Origin of the sequence: Nocardioides sp. GCM10023255, assembly GCF_042653125.1 — a bacterium.
Lineage (GTDB): Bacteria > Actinomycetota > Actinomycetes > Propionibacteriales > Nocardioidaceae > Nocardioides.
The window spans coordinates 68291-89365 of the sequence record NZ_JBHSHU010000012.1 but is presented as its reverse complement, the minus strand read 5'-3'; the positions used below and the strand labels follow the sequence as shown (position 1 = coordinate 89365).

The following is a 21075-nucleotide window of genomic DNA, read 5'->3' as shown; positions in this document are numbered from 1 at the left end:
CCGGCACCCTCGTCGTGCCCCGGGCGCCCGGCCCCTCGCGGCCGGTAGCGTCCGGGGCATGACTGCTTCCCAGCCTGCTCTGAAGTTCAGCGGTCCGGTCCTTCCCGAGGGCGAGGCCCGGGACCTGTACGTCGTCGACGGCCGGGTGACCTACGAACGGGTCGCCGGCGCCGAGGACGCCGGGAGCGGCTGGATCGTGCCGGGCCTGGTCGACGCGCACTGCCACGTCGGTCTCGACAACCACGGCGCGGTCGACGAGGCCACGACCGAGCAGCAGGCGATCACCGACCGCGACGCCGGGGCGCTGCTGCTGCGCGACTGCGGCTCCGCGGCCGACACCGCGTGGGTGCACGACCGCGAGGACCTGCCGCGGCTGATCCGGGCCGGCCGGCACATCGCCCGGACCAAGCGCTACATCCGCAACTACGCCCATGAGGTCGAGCCGGTCGAGCTGGCGTCCTACGTCGCCCGCGAGGCGCAGCGCGGCGACGGCTGGGTGAAGCTGGTGGGGGACTGGATCTCCCGCGAGGAGGGTGACCTCGCGCCGTCGTTCCCGCCGGAGGCGTTCGCCGAGGCGATCGCGGCCGCCCACGAGCACGGCGCCCGGGTCACCGCCCACTGCTTCGGGACCACCGTGCTGCCGGCGCTGATCGAGGCCGGCATCGACTGCATCGAGCACGGCACCGGGCTCACCACCGACCTGATCGACACGATGGTCGAGCGCGGCACCGCCCTGGTGCCCACGGTGATGCAGCTGAACAACTTCCCGGGGTACGCCGACGCCGGCGAGGCCAGGTTCCCGGCGTACGCCGCCACCATGCGCGACCTCCACGCCCACCGGCGGGAGACGATCATGTCCGCCTACGAGGCGGGCGTGCCGATCTACGCCGGCACCGACGCCGGAGGGGTCCTCCCGCACGGCGGCATCGCGGGAGAGGTCCTCGAGCTGGCGGCGTACGGCTTCAGCGCCGAGGACGCCCTCGGCGCCGCCTCGTGGCGGGCCCGGGAGTGGCTCGGCTGGAACGCCACCCTCGACGAGGGCGCCCCCGCGGACTTCGTCGTCCTGGACCGCGACCCGCTCGAGGACCTCGGCGTGCTGCGGACCCCGGCCCGGGTGGTGCTGCGGGGTCGCGTGGTCGCCTGACCCCGTCGGGAACCTCATCCGTGCCGGTCGCCCGGACGACCAGGGCGGATGACGTCCTACGGTCAGGGGCGGGCGGCGCTGCTGCGTTCGGCCGCCTCCGCCGACACCGTGCAGCGCCCGAGCGTGCTGCCCGCCCAGGCGCGCTCGTTGGCCTCGCGCACGCAGGCGGGGAGGACGGCCCCGGCCTCGGTCCAGTGCTCGACGGCGTCGGCCGACATGACGCACGGGGTGGACCCCGGGGCCGGAGCGGAGGCAGCGGCGACCGCGCCTCCTGACGCGACCAGGGAACCCGAGACGAGGACGAGCGCAGCGACACCCAGGGTGTGCCGAGCGGTCCGGCGTGATGCGTTCATGATGGTTCCTTCCGGTGAAGGGTCCGGGGATCGGGCCCGCCACCAACGTCGGCCCCGGTGGTGTCAGCGCCCCGCCGCCGCGGTATCAGCCCGGTATCAACGCCGTTGACCGCGGTCCCGGCCGCTCCCACACTCGAGAGGTGAGGGTGCGGCTGCTCGGCCCGGTGGAGCTCGGAGCGGACGGTGGCGCCCTCGGCCCCCGGGACCGGGTCGTCCTGGCGGCCCTCGCCCTGCGCTGCGGCGAGTCGGTGAGCCCCGAGCAGCTGGCCGACGCCCTGTGGGCCGGGTCGCCGCCGGCCTCCTGGACCAAGGTCGTCCAGGGCTGCGTGAGCCGCCTGCGCCGGGTGCTGGGCGCGCCGGCGATCGAGACCACCCCGGCGGGGTACCGCCTGCGCGACCAGGCCGTCGAGCTCGACCGCGACGAGTTCGAGGCCCTCGTGGACCGGGCCCGCGAGAGCTCCGCGACCGGTTCGCCCGAGCGGGCCGCCAGGCTGCTCGCCGACGCGCTCACCCTCTGGCGGGGTCGCCCCTTCGCCGAGCTCGAGGAGTGGATGCCGGGCCGGGTCGAGGCATCCCGCCTCGTCGAGCTGCGACTGACCGCGCAGGAGGACCTGCTCGAGGCCCGGCTCGAGGCCGGCGAGCACCGCGAGGTCGCCGAGGAGGGCACCGTCCTCGTCCGGGAGGAGCCGCTGCGGGAGCGCCGCTGGGCGCTGCTCGCTCTCGCGCAGTACCGCTGCGAGCGGCAGGCCGACGCCCTCGCCTCCATCCGGGCGGCGCGCCGCGTGCTCGGTCGGGAGCTGGGGCTCGACCCCGGCTCGACCCTCGTTATGCTCGAACGCGCGATCCTGGGCCAGGACCCGGCGCTGGCGGCCGACCACGAGTCCCGCGTCGCCGCCTCCCGGTGCCCGTGGAAGGGCCTGGCCTCCTACACCGCGGAGGACGAGGACACCTTCCACGGGAGGCGGGCGGAGATCGAGCAGCTGGTCGTCCGGCTGCGCGGCGCGCCGCTGCTGGTGGTCACCGGGCCGTCCGGCAGCGGCAAGTCCTCCCTGCTCAACGCCGGCCTGGCTCCGGCGCTGCGTCGGCAGGGGCGCGTCGTCGCGACGTTCTCCCCGGGGTCCGACGGGCACGCGGCCATGACGCTGGCACGGTCCTCGGTGCCGGGCGAACCCGTGCTGCTCGTCGACCAGTTCGAGGAGGCGTTCACGCTGGGCCCGGAGGAGCAGGCCGCCGCGTGGCTCGCCGAGCTGGCGTCGTACGCCGAGCACGTGGCGCCGGTGGTCGTCACGCTGCGGGCCGACCACGTCGCCCACCTCACCCTCGACGCCGACTTCTCGCGACTGGCCGAGCGGGGCATGCACCTGGTCGCGCCCCTGGCCGGTGACGCGCTGCGCGACGCGATCGAGGAGCCGGCGCGGCAGTCCGGGCTGCGGTTCGAGCCCGGGCTGGTGGACCTGGTGATGCGGGACGCCGAGCACCAGCCGGGGGCGCTGCCGCTCCTCTCGCACGCCCTGACCGAGACCTGGCAACGACGCGAGGGTCCGCTGCTGACCGTGGAGGGGTACCGCGCCTGCGGGGGCATCCGCGGCGCCGTGGCGACGTCCGCCGACCGGCTCTACGAGGGCCTGTCGGCGGCCGAGCGGACCCAGCTGCGGTGGCTCATGCTGCGCATGGTGACCCTGGCCGACGGCGGTGAGCCGGTCAGGACGGCGCTGCCGCACGCCGCGGTCGGCGAGGAGCGAGGCAAGGTCCTGGACCTCCTGGTCCGGTCCCGCCTGGTCACCTCGGGAGGAGAGTCCTGCGAGATCGCGCACGAGGCGCTGGTGCGGGCCTGGCCGCGGCTGCGGGCCTGGCTCGACGAGGACAAGGCGGGGCAGCGGATCGCGCGGCACCTGTCCACCACGGCCTGGGGGTGGGACTCGCTCGGCCGCCCGGACAGCGAGCTCTACCAGGGTGCCCGGCTCGCCGCCGCGCTCGAGCTCCAGTCACGGCCCGGGTCCGACCTGACCCCGCTGGAGAGCGAGTTCCTGGCGGCGTCGCAGGAGCGGGCGCGGGACGAGCAGCGCCAGCTCGAGCTGCAGGCGCACCGCCAGCGGGTGCAGAACCGTCGGCTGCGCGCCCTGCTCGGCGGGGTGGTGGCCCTGCTGGTGGTGGCCGTGGTCGCCGGGATCGTCGCCGTCGACCGGGGGAGGGCCGCCGGGCAGGAACGCGACACCGCCCGCTCGGCCGAGCTCACCGCCCAGCGCGAGTCGCTGGTCGGTCGGTCCCTCACCCTGCGCGCCTCCAACCGCAGCGTCGCCGCCCTGCTGGCGGTGGAGGCGTACCGGCGCCAGCCGGACGTGCTCGCCCAGTCGGCGCTGCTGGGTACCTTCACCGCGTCCCCCGGCTTCCTCGGTTACCAGTACCTCTCCGGCGGCACCAGCCTCAACGGAGCGGTGATCCCCCAGACGCAGCGTGCCGTCGTCTCGGGTCGGCACAGCCACCTCGGGGTGCTCGACATCACGACCGGCGTCATCCGGCACCCCTTCGGCCCGCCGCTGCCGCGGGCGCTGGACTACTCCGTCGTCCGGGTGAGCAGGGACGGCCAGCGCGTGGCCCAGCTGGCGTTCGCGCCCCGCGACCCGTCCCGGTGCGGCAGCCTCGGGTCGCTGCGCCACCACGACGGGCGCGGCTGCTCGGTCCTGGTGGTGCACGACATCGCGACGGGGCGGCGGTTGCTCGGCCCCCTCGTGGTCCCGTTCAGCGGCGGGGACGTCGCGATCAACCAGGACGGGACGCTCGTGGCGGTGACGGGAGGGATGGACGGCGACCTGGCGACGTACGACGTGCGCGCCGGCCGTCGGCTCGGCACCCTGTCCGGGCTGCCCCGGCCCGGGGGCGTCGACGTGTGGCGTGACACGGGAGCCGTCACCATCGACCTGGGCGACCACGTCTACCTCGGCTCGCTGCGTGGGCCCGTCCGCGAGGTCGACGGCCGCACGCTCAGGGTGCTGCGGACCCTGCCGGCACCACCGCTGTCCACCCACAACGACCTGGTCATCACCGACGACGACGTCCTGGTCGGCGCCGGCGACCGGGCCCAGGTCGCGATCGACCTCCGCACCGGCGCGAGCCGCTGGACGGTGGACCTGCGCGACGAGCTGTCGTCGGAACCCTGCCCGTTCTTCGCGGTCGCCGACGCCGTGGACCGGACCTACTGCGGCAACTACTTCGGGCAGCTGGAGGAACGCAGCCTCTCCACCGGGCAGCGCACCGGTGTCCGCCTCGATCCACAGCTGGGGAGCGTGGGGGACCTCGTGGTCAGCGGGGACGGCCGCGAGCTCGTCGCCTTCGCGGCGGGCGAGGCGGCCTACTCCCGCTGGCGGCTGGACGGGTCCGGGCTCATGGCCCGGTTGCTCACCCCCGGGTACGCCGCCGTCCTCGGCTACGACCCGTCCGGCTCCTACCTGGTGACCGAGCCGGACCCACGGCTGCAGCACCAGTACCGGTGGTTCGGGCCGGTGGGCACCCACGGGGACATGACAGGAGTCCGGGGCGCCGGGGCCGTGATCCAGACCGCCGACGACGTCTGGGTGGCCGACGCACCGCGCGCCGACCACCTCGCCTGGGCCGGGCCGGGGACGCTCGCCTACTGGGGGAGGGGCGAGGGCGGTCTGGTCGACGTGGAGTCCGGCCGGAGCCGGAGCGCGACGGCGCTGGGCGGCGCGACCGGGCAGGTCCACCCCGACCCCGGCGGGACCGACGCCTGGGCGACGGCGTCCCACGGGTCCCGGGGCACCGTGCGTCGGTTCAGCCTCGCGACCGGGGCACCGAGCGGGGTGGTGCTCACGGTGCCCGGCGAGGTCCAGTCGGTGGTGGTCACCCCGGACGGTGGGTCCGTGCTGGTGACGTACGCGGGCGCCGAGGACTGGGCGACCGCGCGCTTCGACGTGGCCAGCGGACGCCGGCTCGCGACCGGGATGCCCGGCCAGGTCCGGACCGCGATCAGCGCCACGGGTCGGCTGGTCGCTGCGGACTCGGCCGGCGCCATCACCGAGTTCGACCCCCGGGACCTCAGCCCCGTTGCCACGCTCCCCGGCGCCCGGGGGAGCACGTCGTCGCTGCAGTTCGGCGACCGCGGGACGAGGCTGGTCGTGACGAGTGCCGACCAGACCGTCCAGGTCTACGACATGGCCTCGCGCTCACGCCTCGGTGAACCCATCGAGTCGGCCGCCCACGACGGCCTGACCGAGGGCTGGCTGCGTCCCGACGGCTCGACCGTCGCGGTCAACGGGCAGTCCGGGGTCGTGGCGTGGGTCCTCGACGCCGAGCTGCAGGCCCAGGCGGCCTGCGTCCTGGCCGGGCGCAACCTGACCCGCACCGAGTGGTCGACCTACCTCGGGAACGGCGAGCCCTACCGGGCGACCTGCCCCGCGTACCCCGACGGCGGCTGACAGGCACAGCCCGTGCGACGGCGTGGCGGTCAGCGCGGCGGACCTCCCGGCGGCGGCCCGTACGACGGAGCCGCCTGCGGCGTGCGCGGGGCACCGGTCGAGTAGCGGACGCCGGTCACGATCAGGACGATGAGGCCGAGCACCCCCAGGAACATCGGGACGAGGATCGTGGCGAGGATGCCGCCGACGAACGAGCCGATCCTGGGTGCGGGTCCGATCTGGGCCGGGCCGCCGGACCGGTCGCAGGTCACCTCGAGCTGCCCCGACCCCGAGTCGAACCGCCGGTCGCCGACCCACTCACCGCTCCCGCCCGACGACCGGGTGAAGCTGCCGGAGACCGGCGAGTAGGTGACCTCCTCGCCGGTGGCGCGGTCGACCAGGGCGCAGCGAGCGGCGTCGTACTCGTGGACCCACAGCATCTTGTCCTCACCGGGCTCGAGCAGCACGGCGTGCGCGGCTCCGTCGGCCGGGATCGTCGCGTCGGTCGCCATGAACCCCTTGAGCGTCCACACGAACATGCCGATCCCGATCGCGATGCCGGCCAGGATGAGCCCGCCGCCGACCACGAACCACCAGCCGCTGGGCCGGGGCCGGCGCGGGGGAGGAGGAGGGACGGGGGCGCCGTACGGCGGGGGCGGGGCGGCGCCGTACGGTGGCGGTGGGTACTGGCTCATGGCCGTACCCTGCCCGATTTAGGCAGCATGCAACCGATCTGGCAGAATCACCCGCTGAGTCCTGTGCGCCCGGACCCTCTCAGCCGGGCGCCGCAGAGCCCACGAGGAGCCCGGACCGGTGTCCCCACTCAGGTGAACGGCCCTCACCACACACGAAACGTCCAAGGAGACACCACCAACGTGTCGGTCAAGATCCGTTTGAAGCGCCTCGGCAAGGTCCGGGTGCCGCAGTACCGCATCGTCGTCGTCGACTCGCGCAAGAAGCGCGACGGTCGCGTCCTCGAGGAGATCGGCAAGTACCACCCCAAGGAGGACCCGTCGTACATCGACGTCACCTCCGACCGGGCGCAGTACTGGCTGGGCGTCGGCGCGCAGCCGACCGAGGCCGTCGAGGCCATCCTCAAGGTCACCGGTGACTGGCAGAAGTTCAAGGGCCTGCCGGGCGCCGAGGGCACCCTGCGCCACGCCGAGCCCAAGCGCGACAAGCTCGAGATCTTCAACGAGGCGCTCAAGGAGGCCGCGAGCGAGCCCAGGGGCGACGCCGTGACCAAGAAGGCCGCCTCCAAGAAGTCCGACGCCGCGAAGGCCGACAAGGCCGAGGAGCCGAAGGCCGAGGAGACCCCGGCCGAGGTTCCCGCCTCGGAGACCCCGGAGGGTGCGGCCGCCGAGGCCGAGGCCGCCGAGGGCACCGAGAAGGCCGGCGACAAGGCCGAGTCCTGAGCGCCATGCTCGCCGAGGCCCTCGAGCACCTGGTGCGCGGCGTGGTCGAGCACCCGGACGACGTCGTCGTCCGGGACAAGCAGCTGCGCCGCGGCTCGATCCTCGAGGTCCGGGTGCACCCCGACGACCTCGGCAAGGTGATCGGCCGCGGCGGCCGCACCGCCACGGCCTTCCGCACGGTGATCTCCGGGCTGGCCGGCCGTGGTGGGGCTCGCATCGACTTCGTCGACGTCGACCGGCGCCGCTGAGCCCACCGGTGGTCGCGCCCGTCGTGACCACCACCAGCATCGCGATCGAATGGGTGCCGCCCTCGGGCGGCACCCATTCGTGGTTCCCAGAGCAGGAAGGCAACCGTGGTCCCCACCAGCCCGACCAACGAAGGTGACGCCACGATCGAGGTCGTCGTCGGCCGGATCGGCAAGCCGCACGGCGTGCGGGGCGAGGTCACCGTCGACGTGCGCACCGACGAGCCCGAGCGGCGGTTCGCGGCCGGCGCGACGCTGCGCGCGCAGGCGCCCCGCGGGTCCCACAGCCCGCTCACCACGGTCACCGTGGCCCGCGCCCGCTGGCACCAGAGCACCCTGCTGGTGACCTTCGAGGAGATCCCGGACCGCACCGCTGCCGAGGCCGCCCGCGGCATCGTCCTGCACGCCTCGATCCCGGCCGACGCGTCCCCCGAGGACCCCGACGAGTTCTACGACCACCAGCTGATCGGCCTCGCGGCGTACGACCTCGAGGGGACCGCGCTCGGCGAGGTCACCGCGGTGGTGCACGGCGGGGCCCAGGACCTGCTCGCCATCCGCACCCCCGACGGCCGCGACACGCTGGTGCCGTTCGTGCAGGCGCTCGTGCCCGAGGTCGACGTGGCCGGGGGCCGGGTGGTCGTCGCCGACCGTCCGGGTCTGGTCACGCCCCTGCCCGAGGACGACTAGTGCAGGTCGACGTCGTCACGATCTTCCCCGGCTACCTCGAGCCCCTCGAGCTGTCGCTGGCCGGCAAGGCGCGCGACAAGGGCCTGCTCGACGTGCGGGTCCACGACCTGCGCGGCTGGACGCACGACCGGCACCGCACGGTCGACGACTCGCCGTACGGCGGCGGCGCCGGCATGGTCATGAAGCCCGAGCCGTGGGGCGAGGCGCTCGACGAGCTGGTCCCGGTTGGCTCGTCCGGCGCGACCGTCGTGTTCACGACCCCGTCCGGCGAGCCGTTCACCCAGGAGCTGGCCCGCGAGCTGGCGACCCGGGACCGCCTGGTCTTCGCGTGCGGTCGCTACGAGGGCATCGACCAGCGGGTCCTCGACGAGGCACGCACCCGCGCCGAGGTGCGGGAGATCTCGATCGGCGACTACGTGCTCAACGGGGGAGAGGTCGCAGCCCTGGCGATCACCGAGGCCGTGGTCCGGCTGATCCCGGGGTTCATGGGCAACCCCGAGTCCCTGACCGAGGAGTCGCACGAGGACGGGCTGCTGGAGTACCCCGTCTACACCAAGCCCGCCGAGTGGCGTGGCCGCGAGGTGCCTGCGGTGCTGCGCTCCGGCGACCACGCCGCGATCCGCACCTGGCGGCACGAGCAGGCGGTCCGCCGCACCGCCGAGCGGCGCCCCGACCTGGCGCACCCGGCGGTGCTCCTCGACGACGTCGAGGTCCGCCTCGTCCGGCCCGCCGATGCGGGGGAGCTCTACACCCTCCAGCGCGCCTGCTGGGTCCAGGAGGCCCAGGACAACCCCGGCGTCGAGATCCCGGCGCTGCTGGAGACGTTCGAGGACCTGCGGGCCTGGATCGCCCGCGACACCGTCCTGGTCGCCCGGTCGGCGGGGCGGCTGGTCGGCGCGGTCCGCGCGAGCCTGCACGACGACGCCTGGCACGTCGGCCGCCTCATGGTGGCCCCCGACCTCCAGGGCCGCGGCCTGGGTCGCACCCTGCTGTCCCGCATCGAGGCGGCGGCACCTGCGCAGGCCACGTCGTACGCCCTCTTCACCGGCGCCGGCAGCCTGCGCAACCAGCGGATGTACAAGAAGGCCGGCTACCGCCTCCGCGGCGAGCTCCAGCCCGGGGTCGTCCGGCTGGTCAAGCCCCGTCGCGACGGATAGTCCGGCACGTTTCGGACGTCCGGAGGACCGATGTGGCCCAGAACGTGCCGGACTATCCGGATTTCTGGGGTACGTCGCGACTGTGGCAGACTTGCGCCTCGGCCCGTCGGCCAAACAGGGATCGCCTCGAGGACTCGTTCCGGGCGGGGGATCCGCGTCAGTTCCTGCCACAGGGGGAGCGTGACGCCGCCGGCCAGCACGACGGTCCCACAACAGAACCGTTCCCCGTACCGCGGCTGACCTGTGGCACTCGCGAGGAGAGACAATGAGCAACGTCATTGCCGAGCTCGGCAACGCCCTCAAGCGCGACGACGTCCCGGCCTTCCGCGCCGGTGACACCGTCAAGGTCCACGTCAAGGTCGTCGAGGGCAACCGCTCCCGCGTCCAGGTCTTCCAGGGCGTCGTGATCCGCGTCCACGGCTCCGGTGTCGGCCGCACCTTCACCGTCCGCAAGGTCTCCTTCGGCGTCGGTGTCGAGCGCACCTTCCCGCTGAACTCCCCGATCTTCGAGCAGATCGAGGTCGTGACCCGCGGTGACGTCCGCCGGGCCAAGCTGTACTACCTGCGCAACCTGCGCGGCAAGGCCGCCAAGATCAAGGAGCGCCGCGAGGCCTGAGCCCGTTCCTTCCAACGGCTCCCTAGACTCTGCGCGTGAACAACGAAGACCGCGACTCCACGTCCGTCGTCGATCCTGACGAAGGGGAGTCGCGGTCTTCGCGTTCCCGCAAGAAGAAGAAGCACCTGCCGGTCTGGCAGGAGACGGTCCTCCTGCTCGGCATCGCGCTGGTGCTCGCGATCGTCATCAAGGCGCTCTTCGTCCAGGCGTTCTACATCCCCTCGGAGTCCATGGAGCCGGGACTGGTCAAGAACGACCGCATCCTGGTCCAGAAGGTGTCCTACTGGGGCGGCGGCCACCCCGAGCGCGGCGACGTCGTCGTGTTCAAGGACCCCGGCGACTGGCTGAGCCCCGAGGAGTCCGCCGGTCCCCAGAGCGGCCTGGCACGGCTGATGGCCAAGGTCGGCCTCTACCCCTCGGGCGGCCACCTGGTGAAGCGGGTCATCGGCGTCGAGGGCGACGTCATCACCTGCTGCGACAAGCAGGGCCGGATCTCGGTCAACGGCCAGCCCCTCGACGAGGCCTCCTACGTCAAGGAGAAGGGCCTCGACTGCAACGGGCCGATGGTCTACCGCTGCGAGAAGGACTGGACCGCCGGCCCGGTGCCCAAGGGGCACGTCTTCGTGATGGGCGACAACCGCGGCCACTCCGCCGACTCGAGCGCGCACATGTGCCGCAGCGACGAGACCGACTGCGTGCCCGGCGACGAGTTCGTGGCCACCGACCTCGTGGTCGGCAAGGTGTTCGTCCGTCTCTGGCCCAGCGACCGGTTCGCCTGGGTGCACCGTCCCGACACCTTCGCGGACGTGCCCGACCCCTCCTGAGCCCGCCGTGAGTGCTTCATGAGTCTGCTTCCCCGAGGTTCGACGGTCCGGCGCGACGCCGGGCTCTACGGCTACGAGCGCGCGCTGCGCCGCCACGGCATCGAGCCGATCGCGGGCGTCGACGAGGCCGGTCGCGGAGCGTGCGCCGGGCCGCTGGTGGCCGGCGCCGCGATCCTGCCCGCCGGGAGGTCCGGCATCGTCCCGGGCCTCGCCGACTCCAAGCTGCTCACCGAGAAGGCGCGCGAGCGCTGCTACGACCAGGTCGTCAAGCGGGCGCTGGCCTGGTCGGTCGTGGTCATCGGGTCCGAGGAGTGCGACCGGCTGGGCATGCACGTGGCCAACGTGGAGGCGCTGCGCCGCGCCGTCGCGCTGCTGGACCTGCCCCCTGCCTACGTCCTCACCGACGGCTTCCCGGTCGACGGGCTGGGCGTGCCGGGGCTGGCGGTGTGGAAGGGCGACCGGGTCGCCGCCTGCATCGCGGCTGCGTCGGTGCTCGCGAAGGTGACCAGGGACCGCATCATGCGCGACCTCGACGCCGAGTGGCCGGCGTACGACTTCAGGACCCACAAGGGCTACATCACCGACGTGCACACGGCGGCCCTCACCGAGCACGGACCCTCGCCGGTGCACCGGATGCGGTTCGTCAACGTACGCCGTGCGGCCGGTCTCGAGCCCCCCGCGCCGCTCGAGGTGACCTCAGCGCCGCCCGTGGCCGACGAGCTGGGGGAGGCCGAAGACCGTCCGGACGCCGGGGGAGAACAGCACCGACTCGGGGCGTGACGACACCAGGGAGCCGGGCAGCCCCGCCGCGGCCACGAGCGTGTCCTCGAGATGGGTCAGCCGGGCCCGGTGCAGCGGCCAGGCCCGGTGGGTGTTCGGCACCCAGAGCGTCCGGCCGAACAGGCTCGTGTGCAGCCCGAAGCGCGCGGTGAGGAAGACCTCGAGCGGGGACGGGTCGCCGATCGGCTCGCCCACCTCGACGTCGATCCGGCCCCCGGCGCCGGACCCGCGCCGGCGGGACCGGTAGGACAGCCTGGATCCGCGGGGGTCGGGGCCGGCGGTGCGCGGCGACACGCCCATGGCCGCCCAGCGGTAGGGCACCCCGAACACGACGTTCGCACCGACGACCACGGGCAGCCGGTCGGCGTCCAGGGAGCGGAAGACGACGCCGTGTCGGCCCTCCTCGTCGACGGAGTAGAGGCGCACGTTGGTCTCGAGGAACGTGCCCAGCCACGGGACCGGCCGGCCCCGCCCCAGGCCGGCGTCGACCATGCGGAACGGGATGAGCCCCACCCACGCGCTGCCGTCGTGCAGGTCGGGGCGGACGCCGCGGGGCAGCAGCGGGGCGACCACCTCAGGGGCGACCCGCCAGTGCAGGAAGCTGATGTCGCACCACCACTGGCCCATCACCTGCGCGGTGGGCAGCGGGGGACCCTCGGGGTCGAGCACGCCGTCGTTCACCGGGCGCCCGTCACGAGGTCGCCAGGTGACGGCGCACGGCGGCCGCGGTGCGTGCGCCCGACACCAGTGCACCCTGGAGGGACGAGGTGTCGCGGTGGTCGCCGGCGACGAACAGGCCGTCGCCCAGGTCGACGGGCCGGCGGACCTCGAGCGGGGGCGTGACGAGGGGGAGGGCCTCCGGGACGTCGTGGCGGACGACCAGCTCCCAGTCGTCCGTCGGCGCTGCGTAGAGCTCCGCGAGGTGGCGGCGTACGTCGCTCTCGCCGGCGTCGCTCGGGAGCAGTGTGGTGGCCTGGACCAGGGGTCGTCCGCGAGGGGCGTACGTCGGTGCCACGTTGGTCATCACGACCGTGTTGACCACCGGTCCAGCGGCGCGGCCACGCCCGTCGAGGCGGAGCAGCGTGGACGTGGTGGGGGCCTCCGGGGCGGTGAACCACCAGGTCCGCAGCCCGCGCAGCGTGGGCCGGGAGAGCCCGAGCAGGTCGGACGCGGTGGCGGGGTCGGTGGCGACGACGACCGCCCGCCCGCTCGCGGTGAGCCCGTCTGCCACCACCTCCCGGTCGTCGGCGCGGACCTCCACGACCCGGGTGCCGAGCCGGACCTGGCGCCCGGGCAGCACGGCGAGCTGGTCGGGCAGCGCCTGCATGCCGAGCGCCGGCACCCCCGGGGTCGCCCGCAGGAAGCTGCGCAGCAGCAGCCTGACGAAGGTCGCCGACGAGTCCCCGCGGTCGTCGGCGAGCACGCCGGTCAGGAACGGTTCGAGCACCTCGCGGCGCAGCCTGCCGTCGACGTGCGCGGCGTCCAGCGAGGCCGTCAGGGTGCGGTCCCGGCCGGCGAGCAGCCGGGAGACCGGGCCCAGGGCGGGCGCCACCCAGCCGGCCGTCCGCGCCAGCTCGGCCGGCCGGAGGTAGCCGCTGCGCAGGGTCTCCGGCAGGGTGCCCGGCCGCCGGAGCGGGTCGGCGACGGTGGCCAGCCCGTCGGTCGTGCGCACCTCGACACCGCGCCCGAAGACACGCAGGTCGAGCGCGTCGAGGTCGAGGTGGCGGCGGGCCGCGGGGTAGGCGGGGTTCAGCAGCTGGAAGCCGCGGTCGCAGCGGAAGCCGTCGACGACGTCGGTGCGGACCCGGCCGCCCGGCGCGTCACCGGCCTCAAGGACCAGGACGTCGAGGCCGGCGCGCTGCAGCTCGCGGGCGCAGAGCAGTCCGGCGATCCCGCCACCCACCACGACGACGTCGGCTTCATCCCTCACGCGTCTACGATGCCAGTGGGGGTGGAACACCGTCCCCGACCACGCTGGCGGACGCGACGAGGAGAGCCGATGAGTGCCGAGGATCTCGAGAAGTACGAGACCGAGATGGAGCTCACCCTCTACCGCGAGTACCGCGACGTCGTGTCGATCTTCAAGTACGTCGTGGAGACCGACCGTCGCTTCTACCTGTGCAACCAGGTCGACGTGAAGGCCCGCACCGAGGCTGGCGAGGTGTTCTTCGAGGTGTCGATGAGCGACGCCTGGGTCTGGGACATGTACCGACCCGCCCGGTTCGCCAAGAACGTCAAGGTGCTCACCTTCAAGGACGTCAACGTCGAGGAGCTGAGCCCCGCGGACATCGACCCGCCCAAGGCCTGACCTCCGGTCCTCCGGGCTCCCCGGGCCCTTCGGAGGGGCCACGAGCCGTCCACAGGGCGTCGTCCCGCCTCCCTCGTCCACAGCGCCCTTCCCGGCGCCGCGACACCGTCCCCGCCCGCGGCGACGCTGGGCGCAGGAGGTCGGATGATGACGGGATCGACAACGGCGCAGAGCAGGCGGGCGCTCGGGGACCACGGCGAGCGGGTCGCGGAGCGCCATCTGTGCGCCCAGGGGATGGTCGTGCTCGACCGGAACTGGCGCTGCGACGAGGGCGAGATCGACCTGGTGCTGCGCGACGGCAGGGTGCTGGTCGTCTGCGAGGTGAAGACCCGCCGCGGTGTGGGCTGCGGGACGCCGCACGAGGCGGTCACCACCGAGAAGCTCGACCGGTTGCGACGGCTCGCCGAGCGCTGGGTCACCGCCCACGACCTGCGGCCACCGGACGTGCGGATCGACCTGGTCGCCGTGCTGCTGCCACCCCGCGGTGCCTGCCGGCTCGACCACGTTCGAGGGCTGGTCTGATGGCCTTCGCGACCGCGCGCACCGTGTCCCTGCACGGGGCGGTGGGCCACCTCATCGACGTGCAGACCGACGTCTCGCCCGGCCAGGTCGGCCTGACCCTGGTCGGCCGGCCGGACCCCGCGCTGAACGAGGCGCGGGACCGCTGCCGCATGGCCGTCACCAACAGCCGGCTGGACTGGCCGTCGACCCGCCGGATCACCGTGCTGCTGTCGCCGGCCGACCTGGTGAAGCGCGGCAGCCACTTCGACCTGGCGATCGCCGTGTCCGTCCTGGGAGCAGCCGGGAGCCTGCCCACGGCGGCGCTGGACGGCGCCGCCTTCATCGGCGAGCTGACCCTCGACGGCGGGCTGCGCTCGGTGCCCGGTGTGCTGCCCATGGTCCTGGCGGCGGCCGGTGGGGGCCTGCACCGGGTCTTCGTGCCCGAGCCGCAGGCGCGGGAGGCCGCGATGGTGCCCGGGATGAGCGTCATCGGCATGCGCTCGCTGGCCCAGGTGGTCGCCGAGCTGCGGGGCGAGGAGGTGCCGGAGGCGCCCCCGGTCGCGCCGGTGTCGGGGAGCCGGCTGTTGTCCTGGCGCGGCTCGGAGCGGATCGAGGAGGTCGACATGGCCGACCTGGTCGGCATGCCCGACACGCGGTACGCCGTGGAGGTCGCCGCCGCGGGTGGTCACCACCTCCTGCTGTCGGGTCCGAAGGGGTCCGGCAAGACCAGCATCGCCGAGCGGATCCCCGGGATCCTGCCCGACCTCACCCCCGAGGAGTCGCTCGAGCTGACGGCCATCCACTCGCTGGCGGGTGCCCTCCAGCCCGGGGACGGGATGCTGGTACGGCCACCTTTCTCGGCGCCACACCACGACGCCAGCAAGACCAGCCTGCTCGGCGGCGGCCTCGGGGCGGTCCGGCCCGGCGAGCTCAGCAGGGCGCATGCCGGTGTGCTCTTCCTCGACGAGTTCCCGCTGTTCCGGTCGGACGTCATCGACGCCCTCCGCCAGCCCCTCGAGAGCGGCGAGGTGACCGTGGCCCGCCGCGACGAGTCGGTGACGCTGCCGGCCCGTGGCATGGTGGTGCTGGCCTGCAACCCCTGTCCCTGCGGCGACTACGCGCCCCACCTCGGCCGTCACACCTGCAGCTGCCGCGACGTCCAGCGCCGCGACTACCGCCAGCGGATCACCGGGCCGGTCTCCGACCGGATCGACATCCTGCGGAACCTCGCGCCGCTGAAGCCGACGGACCGCAACGACCTGTTCGCCCCCCGGGAGTCGAGCGCGGAGATCCGGATCCGGGTGGAGGCTGCGCGGGCGCGCCAGTCCGCGCGGTACTCCGGGCGCAGCTGGCGGCTCAACGCCCAGGCGCCCGGCCCGCTGCTGCGCGAGCATTGGCCGCTGGACCGCGAGGGGCAGGCCACCGTCGACGACGCGACCTATGGCGGCACGCTGACCCAGCGGGGCGCCGCACGGGTGCACCGGCTGGCGTGGACGGTCGCGGACCTGCGGGACGTCCCGCGACCGGGGCGGGCGGAGGTCGAGGTGGCGCTGAGGCTGCGGTCCGGTGAGCCCCTGATGCTCGCCACGATCGAGAGGCGGGCCGGATGAGCGTCCCCGAGCAGGAGCTGCTGGCGCGGGCCGCACTCTCCCGGCTGGTCGAGCCCGGCGACCCCCGGCTGGCCGTGCTGGTCGCGGACCTCGGCGCGGCCAGGGTCTACTCCCTGCTGCGCGAGCAGCGCGAGGTCAACGGCGTGCTCACCGACGTCGCCGCGCGGCTCTCGTCCATCGACCCCGCGCGCGACCTCGAGCTGGCCGACCGGGTCGGGGTCCGGTTCGTGGTGCCCGGCGACGGGGAGTGGCCGACGCAGCTCGACGACCTCGCGGCCGCCACCCCGGTCCAGGAGCGGGGCGGGGTCCCGCTGGGGCTCTGGGTCCGCGGACCGGTGCGGCTCGACGGGCTGGGCGAGTCGGTCGCCGTGGTGGGCTCGCGCTCGGCCACGACGTACGGCGCCGACCAGGCCGTCGACATCGCCGCGGCCTCGGCCCGGGCGGGGTTCACGGTGGTGTCCGGCGCGGCGTTCGGGATCGACCAGGCGGGACACCGGGGTGCCCTGGCCGCCGAGGGTCAGAGCGTGGCCGTCCTCGCGTGCGGGGCGGACCGGGCCTACCCCGACGCACACCGGCCGCTGATCGACCACCTCGCGAGGAAGGGCGCGGTCGTCTCGGAGGCGGCGCCCGGCTGCGCCCCCACCCGGCTGCGCTTCCTCTCGCGCAACCGGCTCATCGCCGCCCTGACCCGGGGCACGGTCGTGGTCGAGGCGGCGGTGCGCAGCGGCGCGCTGAACACCGCGAACTGGGCGGCGCGGCTCAACCGGCCGCTGATGGGTGTCCCCGGCCCGGTGACCAGCGCCCCCTCGCAGGGGGTGCACCAGCTGATCAGGTCCGGTGCGGCCACGTTGGTGACCTCGGGGAGCGAGGTGCTCGAGATGCTGGGAGCCTCGGGTGACCACCTGGTCGAGGTCCCCCGCGGCCGCGCCCGGTCCCGCGACCGGCTGACCCTGCGCGACCAGCAGGTGCTGGACGCCGTGCCCGTGGGTCGCGGAGTCGGCGCCGACTCCGTCTCCCGCGCCGCCGGGATCGGCCTGATGGAGGTCGGCTCGGCCCTGGGGCGGCTGCTCGCCAAGGGCCTGGTCGAGCAGGACGAGGACGGCTGGCGGCTCGCCGCGCTCGCGCACACCTGACACGGCACGGCTGCCTACACTCGAGGTGTGACGCACGAGGCGGACGAGGCGCGGGAGGCCGGTGGGGCCGACGAGCGCGAGGTGCTGCCCGAGCCGATGGCAGCTGTCCTGGGCGAGTACGAACGCCACCTCGTCGCGGAGCGGGACCTGGCCCCGCACAGCGTGCGCGCCTACCTCACCGACGTCGCAGGCCTGCTCGAGCACGCCGCCCGCCTCGGGCACACGGGTGTCGACACCCTGGACCTGCGCTCCCTGCGCAGCTGGCTGGCCAAGCAGCAGACGCTCGGCCGTTCGCGCACGACGCTCGCGCGCCGCGCCACCGCCGCCCGCGTCTTCACGGCCTGGCTGGCCCGCACCGGCCGCGCGCCGCTGGACGCCGGCGCCAGCCTGGGGTCGCCGAAGGCCCACCACGAGCTGCCGCCGGTGCTGCGCGTCGACGAGGCCGACGAGCTGATCCGGGCCGCCGCGGAGCGAGCCGACGACGGCAGCCCGGTGGGGCTGCGCGACGTGGCGATGCTGGAGCTGCTCTACGCGACCGGGATCCGGGTGGGCGAGCTGGTCGGGCTCGACGTGGACGACGTGGACCGCGACCGCTACGTCATCCGGGTCTTCGGCAAGGGCCGCAAGGAGCGCTCGGTGCCGTTCGGGCGCCCGGCCGCGCGGGCCCTCGACTTCTGGCTCCGGCACGGCCGGCCGCTGCTGGCGCGCGAGGGGTCCGCGGCCGCGCTCTTCCTCGGGGCGCGCGGGGGCCGGATCGACCAGCGCGCGGTGCGCACCCTGGTGCACCGGCGGATCGCGGAGGTCCCCGGCGCGCCCGACATCGGCCCGCACGGGCTGCGCCACACCGCAGCCACCCACCTGCTGGAGGGCGGCGCGGACCTGCGCTCGGTGCAGGAGCTGCTGGGGCACGCCTCGCTGGCCACGACCCAGCTCTACACCCACGTCACCACCGACCGGCTCCGGCGGGCGTATCAGCAGGCGCACCCGAGGGCTTGAACCAGGTCGACCAGCGGCCGCCACCCGAGGTACGGCAGGGACGCCGAGGGCGGCGTCCCGGGACCCACCGGCCAGGCCTGGCCCGCGCGAGTCGTCGGGGCACGCGACAGGACTCCCGAGAGCGGCAGCAGCCGGACCGGGCCGAACCCGACCAGGCGCAGGGGGTCGAGGTAGGTCTCGCCCTCGATCCACCCCCAATGCAGGCACGCGCGGGGGAAGCAGTGCGACCCGGGCAGGTCGAGCAGCCCGATCCGGTCGCCGCCTGCCACGGTGTCGCCGACCCGGGCGGTCGAGGTGACCGGTTCGTAGGTGGTGCGCGTCGACCCGTGGTCGACGACCACCACGCCCCGGCCGGCGACGGAGCCGACGAAGGCGACCACCCCGGGCAGCGCCGAGCGGACGGGCTGGCCGGGGGAGCCCAGCAGGTCCACGCCGCGGTGCCCCGCGCCCCACGGCGACGTGGGCGGGTCGAAGCCGGCGACCACCTCCGGGTCGGGACGCAGGGGCCACACGCCGACCGGATCCGGTGCCCCGGGTGCGCCGAGCGCCGCGGAGGGCCACAGGAGGCCCAGCACGACGCCCAGGACGACGACGAGCGCGGGCCCGGGGCACCGGGTCGGGCGGGCGGTGGACGACTGCATGGCGGCAGCCTGCCCGGGACCACGGGCCCGACGTACGATCCCCGGGCGGAGCTGGGGAGAGGGGCCGCGGGAGGGGCGCCTGTGGACGACAGCCGGCCCGGCGCCGCTGATTGGCCGGGGAGCCTCGCGGTCGACTACTCTGGTCGACGCAATCCTTGCGGATTGACTTCGCACGCCCGCTGACCACGACGGAGCCTGACTTCTGGGCCCCGACCACCCGTGGGCGAGCCCCTCAGTCCTCTCCGGCAGCGGAGCGGGTCGGGTCTCGTGTGGGCGTCAGGGCAGCCGACTCCCGTCGGGTGCGGCAACTGAAAACAACCCGGAGCGTGCTCCCGGCTCGTCCTGCTTCAAGGGCGGGCACACGGTGGTGCGCTCCTCACAACAGGAGATTCACATGGCAGTCGTGACCATGCGCCAGCTTCTCGAGAGCGGCGTGCACTTCGGGCACCAGACCCGGCGCTGGAACCCGAAGATGAAGCGCTTCATCATGACCGAGCGCAACGGCATCTACATCATCGACCTGCAGCAGTCGCTGGCCTACATCGACCGCTCGTACGCCTTCATCAAGGAGACCGTCGCCAAGGGCGGCACCGTGATGTTCGTGGGCACGAAGAAGCAGGCCCAGGAGGCGATCGCCGAGCAGGCGACCCGCGTCGGCATGCCCTACGTCAACCAGCGCTGGCTGGGCGGCATGCTCACCAACTTCTCGACCGTGCACCAGCGGATCAACCGCCTCAAGGAGCTCGACGAGATCGACTTCGACGACGTCGCCGGCAGCAGCCGCACCAAGAAGGAGCTGCTGCAGATGCGCCGCGAGCGCGACAAGCTGAACAAGTCGCTGGGCGGTATCCGCGAGATGAGCCGCACCCCCTCCGCGGTGTGGATCGTCGACACCAACAAGGAGCACCTCGCCGTCGAGGAGGCGCGCAAGCTGCGCATCCCGATCATCGGCATCCTGGACTCCAACTGCGACCCCGACCTGGTCGACTTCCCGATCCCGGGCAACGACGACGCGATCCGCGCCGTCGGCCTGCTGACCCGCGTCGTCGCCGACGCCGTCGCCGAGGGCCTGATCGCCCGCTCCGGTGGCAAGGCCGGCGCCGAGACCGCCGAGCCCGGCGCCGAGGAGCCCCTGGCCGAGTGGGAGCGCGAGCTCCTGGGTGGGGACGCCGAGAAGGCCGCCGTCGAGGCGACCGGTGGCGACGCCGCCACCGACGAGACCCCCGCGTCCGAGGCCACCGGCGCCTCCACCGAGGCCGCCGAGTCGACCGAGGCCGCCGAGGCTGCCGCCCCGGCCGCCGACGAGACCAAGGCCTGACGGTCCCACGTCATCGCGTCGTACGCCGGCCCGCGGGCCGGCGTACGACGGCGTCGTGACCACCACCCACACAGTCAGAGGGAAGAACGAACATGGCGAACATCTCCGCCGCCGACGTCAAGAAGCTCCGCGAGCTCACCGGCGCCGGCATGATGGACTGCAAGAAGGCGCTCACCGAGGCCGACGGCGACTTCGAGAAGGCCGCCGAGCTGATCCGCATCAAGCTGGGCAAGAAGATGGCCGAGCGCGGTGCCGAGCGCGAGGCCTCCGCCGGCCTGGTCGCGACCTCCGGTGGTGCCCTGGTCGAGCTCAAGTGCGAGACCGACTTCGTGGCCAAGGGTGACGACTTCGTCGCCGCCGCCCAGCAGATCGCCGACGCCGCCGCCGAGGCCAAGGCCGGCGACGCCGAGGCGCTCAAGGCCGTCCAGCTCGGCGACAAGACCGTCGGGGAGGTCGTCGAGAACCTCGCGATGACCATCGGCGAGAAGATCGAGCTCGGCCGCGTCGCCTACTTCGACGGCCCGGTCGTGGCCTACATGCACAAGCGTGCCGCCGACCTGCCGCCGGCCGTGGGCGTGCTGGTCGAGTACGACGGCAACGAGGACGCCGCCAAGGGTGCGGCCATGCAGGTTGCCGCGATGCGCCCGCAGTACCTCACCCGGGACGAGGTCCCCGCCGACATCGTCGCCAAGGAGCGCGAGATCGCCGAGGCCACCTCGCGCGAGGAGGGCAAGCCCGAGCAGGCGATCGCCAAGATCACCGAGGGCCGCCTCAACGGCTTCTTCAAGGACGTCGTGCTGCTCGAGCAGCCGTCGGTCACCGAGAATAAGAAGACCGTCAAGGCCGTCCTCGACGAGGCCGGCACCAGCCTGAAGCGGTTCGCCCGCTTCGAGGTCGGCGCCTGACCCCAGTGTCGCCCACGAGGGCCGGTCGAC

At 74.0% G+C, this 21075-nt stretch carries 21 protein-coding genes; 16 read left to right on the top strand and 5 right to left on the bottom strand.

Annotation, left to right across the window (positions count from 1 at the left end):
- The first annotated feature begins 58 nt into the window (after positions 1-58).
- Complete coding sequence (locus ACFO9I_RS19850) at positions 59-1144, top strand: amidohydrolase family protein (protein ID WP_379184053.1); 1086 nt, start codon at positions 59-61, stop codon at positions 1142-1144.
- Between the two features lie 62 nt (positions 1145-1206).
- Here the strand turns inward: ACFO9I_RS19850 and ACFO9I_RS19845 are convergent, their stop codons facing one another.
- Positions 1207-1497 carry a hypothetical protein gene (locus tag ACFO9I_RS19845; protein ID WP_379184051.1) on the bottom strand — a complete coding sequence of 97 codons (291 nt, stop codon included), beginning with the start codon at positions 1495-1497 and terminating at the stop codon, positions 1207-1209.
- A gap of 140 nt (positions 1498-1637) precedes the next feature.
- Here ACFO9I_RS19845 and ACFO9I_RS19840 point away from each other — a divergent pair, with 140 nt between their 5' ends.
- Entirely contained in the window at positions 1638-5930 is a 4293-nt protein-coding gene (locus ACFO9I_RS19840) for a BTAD domain-containing putative transcriptional regulator (protein WP_379184049.1), read from the top strand.
- A 29-nt stretch (positions 5931-5959) separates the two neighbouring features.
- Here the strand turns inward: ACFO9I_RS19840 and ACFO9I_RS19835 are convergent, their stop codons facing one another.
- Positions 5960-6604 carry a hypothetical protein gene (locus ACFO9I_RS19835; RefSeq protein ID WP_379184047.1) on the bottom strand — a complete coding sequence of 215 codons (645 nt, stop codon included), beginning with the start codon at positions 6602-6604 and terminating at the stop codon, positions 5960-5962.
- A 180-nt stretch (positions 6605-6784) separates the two neighbouring features.
- On the opposite strand from ACFO9I_RS19835, the gene rpsP reads away from it, so the two are divergent.
- From rpsP to ACFO9I_RS19800, 7 genes are all read left to right on the top strand, one after another.
- Complete coding sequence (rpsP, locus tag ACFO9I_RS19830) at positions 6785-7324, top strand: 30S ribosomal protein S16 (RefSeq protein ID WP_379184045.1); 540 nt, start codon at positions 6785-6787, stop codon at positions 7322-7324.
- Positions 7325-7329: 5 nt separating this feature from the next.
- Complete coding sequence (locus ACFO9I_RS19825) at positions 7330-7572, top strand: RNA-binding protein (RefSeq protein ID WP_379184044.1); 243 nt, start codon at positions 7330-7332, stop codon at positions 7570-7572.
- A 105-nt stretch (positions 7573-7677) separates the two neighbouring features.
- Entirely contained in the window at positions 7678-8256 is a 579-nt protein-coding gene (gene rimM, locus ACFO9I_RS19820; protein WP_379184042.1) for a ribosome maturation factor RimM, read from the top strand.
- The gene (trmD, locus tag ACFO9I_RS19815) at positions 8256-9413 is read left to right on the top strand and encodes a tRNA (guanosine(37)-N1)-methyltransferase TrmD (RefSeq protein ID WP_379184041.1); all 1158 of its coding nucleotides are present in this window, start codon (positions 8256-8258) and stop codon (positions 9411-9413) included. Before rimM ends, trmD begins: the two co-directional genes overlap by 1 nt.
- 265 nt (positions 9414-9678) lie before the next feature.
- Positions 9679-10029 (top strand): 50S ribosomal protein L19, encoded by a 351-nt coding sequence (rplS, locus tag ACFO9I_RS19810; protein WP_379184039.1) that lies wholly within the window; start codon positions 9679-9681, stop codon positions 10027-10029.
- A 35-nt stretch (positions 10030-10064) separates the two neighbouring features.
- Positions 10065-10853, top strand: a complete 789-nt coding sequence (lepB, locus tag ACFO9I_RS19805) for a signal peptidase I (RefSeq protein ID WP_379184037.1) — start codon at positions 10065-10067, stop codon at positions 10851-10853.
- Positions 10854-10871: 18 nt separating this feature from the next.
- A complete protein-coding gene (locus ACFO9I_RS19800; protein ID WP_379184035.1) occupies positions 10872-11633 on the top strand; it encodes a ribonuclease HII in 762 nt (253 codons plus the stop codon).
- On the opposite strand, the gene ACFO9I_RS19795 is transcribed toward ACFO9I_RS19800, so the two are convergent.
- Both ACFO9I_RS19795 and ACFO9I_RS19790 read right to left on the bottom strand, forming a co-directional pair.
- Positions 11550-12314, bottom strand: coding sequence for a YqjF family protein (locus ACFO9I_RS19795; protein WP_379184033.1), 765 nt, complete (start codon positions 12312-12314; stop codon positions 11550-11552). The genes ACFO9I_RS19800 and ACFO9I_RS19795 overlap by 84 nt on opposite strands.
- A gap of 10 nt (positions 12315-12324) precedes the next feature.
- Positions 12325-13563 carry an NAD(P)/FAD-dependent oxidoreductase gene (locus tag ACFO9I_RS19790; RefSeq protein WP_379184031.1) on the bottom strand — a complete coding sequence of 413 codons (1239 nt, stop codon included), beginning with the start codon at positions 13561-13563 and terminating at the stop codon, positions 12325-12327.
- A gap of 69 nt (positions 13564-13632) precedes the next feature.
- Between ACFO9I_RS19790 and ACFO9I_RS19785 the strand changes: the two genes are divergently transcribed.
- The 5 genes from ACFO9I_RS19785 (at position 13633) to ACFO9I_RS19765 (ending at position 18181) form a co-directional block, all read left to right on the top strand.
- Entirely contained in the window at positions 13633-13941 is a 309-nt protein-coding gene (locus tag ACFO9I_RS19785) for a DUF2469 domain-containing protein (RefSeq protein WP_180933790.1), read from the top strand.
- 147 nt (positions 13942-14088) lie between these two features.
- Positions 14089-14463 carry a YraN family protein gene (locus ACFO9I_RS19780; RefSeq protein WP_379184029.1) on the top strand — a complete coding sequence of 125 codons (375 nt, stop codon included), beginning with the start codon at positions 14089-14091 and terminating at the stop codon, positions 14461-14463.
- Positions 14463-16052: a YifB family Mg chelatase-like AAA ATPase gene (locus tag ACFO9I_RS19775; protein WP_379184027.1), complete on the top strand. Its 1590-nt coding sequence runs from the start codon at positions 14463-14465 to the stop codon at positions 16050-16052. Before ACFO9I_RS19780 ends, ACFO9I_RS19775 begins: the two co-directional genes overlap by 1 nt.
- Positions 16049-17185 (top strand): DNA-processing protein DprA, encoded by a 1137-nt coding sequence (gene dprA, locus ACFO9I_RS19770; protein ID WP_379184025.1) that lies wholly within the window; start codon positions 16049-16051, stop codon positions 17183-17185. Before ACFO9I_RS19775 ends, dprA begins: the two co-directional genes overlap by 4 nt.
- 96 nt (positions 17186-17281) lie before the next feature.
- Positions 17282-18181 (top strand): tyrosine recombinase XerC, encoded by a 900-nt coding sequence (locus ACFO9I_RS19765; RefSeq protein ID WP_379184425.1) that lies wholly within the window; start codon positions 17282-17284, stop codon positions 18179-18181.
- Here ACFO9I_RS19765 and ACFO9I_RS19760 read toward each other — a convergent pair.
- Positions 18157-18822: a M23 family metallopeptidase gene (locus ACFO9I_RS19760; protein WP_379184024.1), complete on the bottom strand. Its 666-nt coding sequence runs from the start codon at positions 18820-18822 to the stop codon at positions 18157-18159. The two genes, ACFO9I_RS19765 and ACFO9I_RS19760, sit on opposite strands and share 25 nt — an antisense overlap.
- 394 nt (positions 18823-19216) lie before the next feature.
- On the opposite strand from ACFO9I_RS19760, the gene rpsB reads away from it, so the two are divergent.
- Entirely contained in the window at positions 19217-20140 is a 924-nt protein-coding gene (rpsB, locus tag ACFO9I_RS19755) for a 30S ribosomal protein S2 (protein WP_379184022.1), read from the top strand.
- Between the two features lie 92 nt (positions 20141-20232).
- Positions 20233-21045 carry a translation elongation factor Ts gene (gene tsf, locus ACFO9I_RS19750; protein WP_379184020.1) on the top strand — a complete coding sequence of 271 codons (813 nt, stop codon included), beginning with the start codon at positions 20233-20235 and terminating at the stop codon, positions 21043-21045.
- The last annotated feature ends 30 nt before the right edge of the window (positions 21046-21075 follow it).